The sequence below is a fragment of the Streptomyces sp. NPDC057654 genome, assembly GCF_042800135.1.
Lineage (GTDB): Bacteria > Actinomycetota > Actinomycetes > Streptomycetales > Streptomycetaceae > Streptomyces.
On sequence record NZ_JBHVHQ010000519.1, the window covers coordinates 1 to 6,131 of the forward strand.

The 6,131-nt window shown below is 72.5% G+C and carries 5 protein-coding genes; 4 read left to right on the forward strand and 1 reads right to left on the reverse strand.

The window, feature by feature from the left end:
* On the reverse strand, positions 1 to 1,195 hold a 1,195-nt coding region (locus tag ACFU99_RS29545; RefSeq protein WP_384397823.1), incomplete at its 3' end, for an alpha-hydroxy acid oxidase.
* Positions 1,196 to 1,494: 299 nt separating this feature from the next.
* Here ACFU99_RS29545 and ACFU99_RS29550 point away from each other — a divergent pair.
* The 4 genes from ACFU99_RS29550 to ACFU99_RS29565 form a co-directional block, all read left to right on the forward strand.
* Complete coding sequence (locus ACFU99_RS29550) at positions 1,495 to 2,847, forward strand: PLP-dependent aminotransferase family protein (RefSeq protein ID WP_384397825.1); 1,353 nt, start codon at positions 1,495 to 1,497, stop codon at positions 2,845 to 2,847.
* 139 nt (positions 2,848 to 2,986) lie between these two features.
* A complete protein-coding gene (locus ACFU99_RS29555) occupies positions 2,987 to 3,466 on the forward strand; it encodes a hypothetical protein (RefSeq protein WP_384397827.1) in 480 nt (159 codons plus the stop codon).
* 132 nt (positions 3,467 to 3,598) lie between these two features.
* On the forward strand, positions 3,599 to 4,870 hold the full coding sequence (locus ACFU99_RS29560; protein ID WP_384397829.1) for a PLP-dependent cysteine synthase family protein: 1,272 nt from the start codon (positions 3,599 to 3,601) through the stop codon (positions 4,868 to 4,870).
* Positions 4,867 to 6,131: MFS transporter (locus ACFU99_RS29565; RefSeq protein ID WP_384397831.1), on the forward strand; the 1,265-nt coding region annotated here is incomplete at its 3' end. The genes ACFU99_RS29560 and ACFU99_RS29565, both read left to right, overlap by 4 nt.

Genomic DNA, 6,131 nt, shown 5'->3' on the forward strand with positions numbered 1-6,131 from the left:
GCGAAACACGTATACACCTCATACGGTCGCGGGGGCGGTCGCGGTCCGTACGGACGTACAACTCACGAGCTGAGGCGGCGTCCTGACACCCGGCCAGCCCCAACGCGTCCCTCAGCTCATCGGCCAGCAGGTCGAGCACCCGCCGGACGCCGCGCTCCCCGTCGGCGGCCAGCCCCCACACCGGCGGGCGGCCGACCAGGACGCCGGACGCGCCGAGCGCCAGTGCCTTGAGTACGTCCGTACCGCCGCGGACCCCGCCGTCCAGCAGGACCTCGCAGCGGTCGCCGACGGCTGCGACGACCTCCCCGAGCGCGTCGAGGCTGGGGAGCACGCCGTCCAACTGCCTGCCTCCGTGGTTGGACACCACGACGGCGTCCACACCCGACTCCAGGGCCTTCAGGGCGTCTTCGGGATCCAGGATGCCCTTGATGATGAGCGGCAGGCGGGTACGGGCGCGCAGCTCGGCCACGTGGGACCAGGTGAGGGCGGGGGAGAACGCCCGCCCGGTGTGGGCGGCCAGCGCCGACCCCTGGTCCGCGTTCCGGTGCGCCGCCGAGACGGCCCCGGCGTCCAGATGGGCGGCGCGCACATGGTCCGGCAGCGCGAATCCGTTGCGCTCGTCCCGCAGCCGTCGGCCCATCCACGGCACGTCGACGGTGAGCATCAGCGCCTCGCACCCGGCGTCCTCGGCCCGGCGCGCCAGATCCAGCGACCGCCCGTCCTCACGCAGCCAGTAGAGCTGGAACCATACGGACCCGCCGGCGGCGGTCAGCTCCTCGACCGGCACACTGCTCAGCGTGCTCACGGTGAACGGCACGCCCGCCGCCTTCGCCGCGCGGGCCGTCGCCGCCTCGCCCTCGGGGTGCACCAGCCGCTGGTACGCCACGGGAGCCACGGCGACCGGCATCCGGACCGGCCGCCCCAGCAGCGTGGCGTCCGTCGCGCAGTCCGACACGTCCCGGAGCACGCGGGGCCGCACGAAGACCCGGTCGAACGCCTCGCGGTTCGCGGCGAGCGTCCGCTCCCGGCCGCTGCCGCCCGCCACGAAGTCCCATACGTCCGGCGGCAGCACGGCGGCCGCGGCCCGCTCCACCTCGTCCAGGCAGTGCGGCGCCGCGCGCTCCGGCACGCGCCATTCCTCCGGGTCGACCGCCAGGCCGCGAACGGAACCCGGCTGCGTCGGTGAGTCGGTCATGGGACTCCTAGCGCGCGGGGAGTGTTGAAGTGAACGCCTGTGAACACAATGCCGCTCGGGGCTCAATGCTACGTCGGCCCTCTTTCATGCGCACCCGTCGGGAATGACACCGAGTACGTCACGGTGACGACCTGTCAGGTCTGTCTGTCCAGGGCGAACGGCCATTGTCGCGGGCACGGTTCTGCGTGATGATATTGGTGCGACGCGATGCGTCGTGCAGCGTCGTGCTGTGCCGTGCTGCGCCTTGTCGTCAGTGAGCCGCCATCCGTGAGCTGTCGTCCGCGAGAAGGAATCCGTCCATGGAGAACACGCGATCGGAACGCGTACTCGCCGAGTTGAACGCGGCCACGCTGCACGCATCGCTGGGCGACGCGGCGATGGAGTCCATGAATCTGCTGAACGAGATCGCGGGCGCCTATCCGGAAGCCGTCTCCTTCGCGGCCGGCCGCCCCTACGAGGGGTTCTACGAGGTGGCCCAGGTGCACGAATACCTTCGGGTCTTCTGCGACCACCTCAGAACCGAACGCGGAATGACGGACACCCAAGTCGCCCGCACGCTCTATCAGTACGGCGACACCAAGGGAATCATCACCGACCTCGTCGCGCGCAGCCTCGCCGTGGACGAGGGAATCGAGACCGACCCCCGGTCCGTGGTGGTCACCGTCGGCTGCCAGGAGGCGATGTTCCTGCTGCTGCGCGCGCTCCGCGCCGACGACCGGGACGTCCTGCTCGCCCCGAGCCCCACCTACGTCGGGCTGACCGGCGCGGCGCTCCTCGCCGACCTGCCCGTACGGACGGTGCGGACCGGAGAGTCCGGAATCGACCTGGACGATCTGCTGGTCCAATTACGTATGGCGCGGGCGGCGGGAAAGCGGGTCCGCGCCTGCTATGTGACACCGGATTTCGCCAATCCGGTCGGCGTCAGTATGGAAATCGCCGACCGGCGCCGGCTGCTGGAAATCGCCGGGAGCGAGGACATCCTCCTGCTGGAGGACAACGCGTACGGGTTGTTCCACAGCGGACCCGACCGGCCGCCCACCCTCAAAGCACTGGACCGCCGACGGCGCGTCGTATATCTCGGTTCGTTCGCCAAGACCGGTGTGCCGGGCGCGCGGGTGGGATATGTGGTCGCCGACCAACGCGTGACCAATGGCGACGGTGGCGGCCATGGCGACGGCGGAGAGGACCGGTTGTTCGCCGACGAGCTGTCGAAAATCAAGAGCATGCTCACCGTGAACACCTCGCCCATCGGACAGGCGGTGATCGGCGGAAAGCTGCTCAGCAACGGGTGCAGCATGATCGCGGCCAATCAGCGCGAGGCGGCTGTCTACCGGAACAATCTCGATCAGGTGCTGCAAGGGCTGGCCAAGCGGCTCGGCGACCGCCCCGGCGTCTCGTGGAACGCGCCGACGGGCGGGTTCTTCGTGGTGGTCACCGTCCCGTTCACCGTGGACGACGCGTTCCTGGAGTACGCGGCCGGCCGCTACGGTGTGCTGTTCACGCCGATGCACCACTTCTACGGCACCACGGCGGGCTTCCGGCAGCTGCGCCTGTCGATCAGCACGCTCACCCCGGACCGTATCGAACAGGGCCTGGACCGGCTGGCCGAGCTGATCGACGAGCGGATGCGGACGACGGCGCGGCCGGCCTGAGACCGCCGTCCGGACGGCGGTTCCGACCGTCGTTCAGACCGTCACCGTGGCTGCTATTGAGACAGAGTTCTGACGGTCGATCGCCGATCGCCGCGTTTCGCTGGACACGGTGTGCGTCTGGTTGCGTACGGTGTGCGGCGTGCCGGTGTGGAGGGTGTTCCAGGAGCGACGATCGACGGGCCGCGGCGTGGCCGCGCTCGCCGTGGTCCTGCTCGCTGTGCTGCACACCCTGGGCTGCGCGCACGGCCCCCAGCCCGGCATCGGCGTACGGGCCGACGCTCTCCCGCGAGCGGTCTGGACCGCTTCGGCAGACCCGCAGGTACGGGCGCACGCGCAGGCAGGGGCTGGCCCGCAAGCACGGACGTACGCGCAGGCAGGGGCGTACGCGCCCAAGCTCTCCGGCCCGCGCGGCGACACGTCCGCCGAGTGCGCGGGCATCGACGCACCCGGCCTGTCGGCCGCGCGAGCGGCCCTCGCCGCCCCGGCCGCGGAGTGCGCGGCGGTGGAGCCGGCGGCGTTGGCGATGCCGTCCGGATGGCAGGCGGTCGCGGCGGACCAGCCGCGCGCCGGTCCGCGGGGTGAGCGGCTGAGGGCCGCGCTGGGAGTGTGGCGGGCCTGAGAGGCCCTGTACCGCGGGGCCCGACACGTGGACTACCGGTCGCGAGGGCTCGTACGCGGTGCCGCGACCTGTCCGCACCTTCCGCTCACTGAAGCGGCCGCCGGATCCGGCGGCCGCTAGGAGTCCCGCGCGATGACAACCTTCGACACGCCCGTTCCCACACCGGGAACCGCCCCCATCCCGACGTCCTCGAAGCCCTTGAAGCCCGCTTCACAGGCTGCCTCGCCCTGCGCCCCCGCCCAGTTCCTGACCGCGCCCTCGCTGCCCGCCCGCACCCCGGCGGGGCTGGTGGGAGACACCCCGCTGCTGTGGATCGGGGAGCCGTTCACCGCCGCCGGGCGCGGCTTCTGGGCCAAGCTGGAGGGCTACAACCCCGGCGGGATCAAGGACCGTACGGCCCTGTACATGGTCGCCCGCGCCCGCGAGAGCGGGCGGCTGCTGCCCGGCGCGCCGATCGTGGAGTCCACCTCCGGCACGCTCGGCCTGGGGCTGGCCCTGGCCGGGGTCACCTTCGGGCATCCGGTGGCGGTGGTCACCGACCCCGGCATGGAACCGCTGATGCGCGGCCTGCTGACTGCCTACGGCGCCGAACTGCACCTGGTCTCCGCGCCGCACCCGGTCGGCGGCTGGCAGCAGGCACGCCGCGACCTGGTCCAGCGGCTGCTCGCCGAGCGACCCGGCGCCTGGTGTCCGGACCAGTACCACAACCCCGACAACGTGGCGGCCTACGCGCCGCTGGCCCACGAGCTGGTCGCCCAACTCGGCCGCATCGACGTGCTGGTGGCCGGCGTCGGCACCGGCGGGCACTCGGCGGGCGTCGGCCGCGTGCTGCGCTCCGTCTTCCCGCGGCTGCGGGTGGTGGGCGTGGACTCCGTCGGCTCGACGGTCTTCGGACAGCCCGCGGCGCCCCGGCTGATGCGCGGCCTCGGCAGCAGCATCTACCCCCGCAACGTGGACTACGGGCTCTTCGACGAGGTGCACTGGGTCGCGCCCGGCGAGGCGGTGTGGGCCGCGCGGGCGCTGGCGCGGGCCCGGTACGCCAGCGGCGGCTGGAGCGTGGGCGCGGTGGCCCTGACCGCCCGTCATCTGGCGGCCACGCTGCCGCCGGAGACGCGGATCGCCGCCGTCTTCCCCGACGGGCCGCAACGCTATGTGGGCACCGTCTTCGACGACGACTGGTGCCGCGAGCACCAACTGCTGGGCTGCGTACCGCCGATGGCCCCGGCCGAACTGGACCACCCGCGGCAGGCCACGGTGACGAGCTGGACGCGGTGCGCGGCGGTGACCGACCCGCTTGCCGACGGAGCGGTGACCGACCCGCTCGCCGACGGAGCGGTGACCGACCCTCTTGCCGACGCGACGGTGGCCGAGCCGCTCGCCGACGCGACGGCGGTGGAGCGATGAGGTCCCTGTGGCGTACCACCAGCTCCTTCCCGCCCGCCGCCCGAATGCTGATGGCCAATCAGTTCGCCATCAACCTGGGCTTCTACATGCTGATGCCCTATCTGGCCGCGCATCTGTCCGGACAACTCGGCCTGGCCGCCTGGGCGGTGGGTTTGGTGCTGGGCGTCCGTAACCTGTCCCAGCAGGGGCTGTTCCTGATCGGCGGCACGATCGCCGACCGGTACGGCTACAAGGCCCCGATCATGGTCGGCTGCCTGCTGCGTACGGGCGGGTTCGCGCTGCTCGGCTGGGTGGACGACCTGCCCGCGCTCATCGCCGCGTCGGCGGCCACCGGCTTGGCCGGGGCCCTGTTCAACCCGGCGGTCCGCGCCTACCTGGCCGCCGAGGCCGGGGAGCGGAGGGTGGCGGCGTTCGCCGCGTTCAACGTCTACTACCAGGCCGGGATGCTGCTCGGTCCGCCGGTCGGGCTGGCACTGCTGGCCGCCGACTTCAGGCTCGTATGCACCGTGGCGGCAGCGATCTTCGCCGCGCTCTCGGCACTCCAGTGGCGGGCCCTCCCCGCCCGCCGGCCCCGGCCCGCCGACGTCGAAGGGGAGCGGCCCGGCGGCGTGTGGCGGCAGTGGCGGCAAGTGGCGGACAACCGGCCCTTCCTGCTGTTCTCCGTCGCGATGATCGGTTCCTACGTGCTGACCTTCCAGGTCTATCTGGCCCTCCCGATGGCCGCCGACTCCGCCCTCGGCGCCGACGGCACGAAGGTCACCAGCGGCCTGTTCGTCCTGTCCGCCGCCGTCGCGGTCGCGGGCCAGCTGCGGCTGACCGGCTGGGCCGGACGCCGCTGGAGCGGCCCGCAGACCATGGTCCGCGGGCTGGCCGCGATGGGCCTGGCGTTCGCTCCGCTCGCCCTCGCCTCCGCCGTGGCGGGCCCGCTGCGGACCCCGGCGCAGCTCGGGGCGCTCGCGGCGGCCGTGGTGCTGCTCGCGATGGGCAGCGCGGTGGTCTATCCGCTGGAGATGGACACCGTCGTCTCCCTCTCCGGCGGCCGGCTGGTCGCCACCCACTACGGCCTCTACAACACGGTCTCCGGCCTTGGCATCACCCTCGGCAACCTGCTGACCGGCGCTCTGTGGGACTACGCACGGGACCACCACGCCCTCTGGCTGACCTGGGCCGTGCTCACGCTCACCGGCCTGGCCTGTGCGACGGCGGTGGCCGCCCTCTCCCGCAGCGGCCGCCTCCCCGTCACGGCCGCCCAGCCGCAACC

What these genes read in the sequence shown, in the direction of transcription:
- ACFU99_RS29550 (WP_384397825.1), top strand. Translation starts at nt 1,495, where the DNA reads ATGGAGAACACGCGATCGGAACGCGTACTCGCCGAGTTGAACGCGGCC.
- ACFU99_RS29560 (WP_384397829.1), top strand. Translation starts at nt 3,599, where the DNA reads ATGACAACCTTCGACACGCCCGTTCCCACACCGGGAACCGCCCCCATC.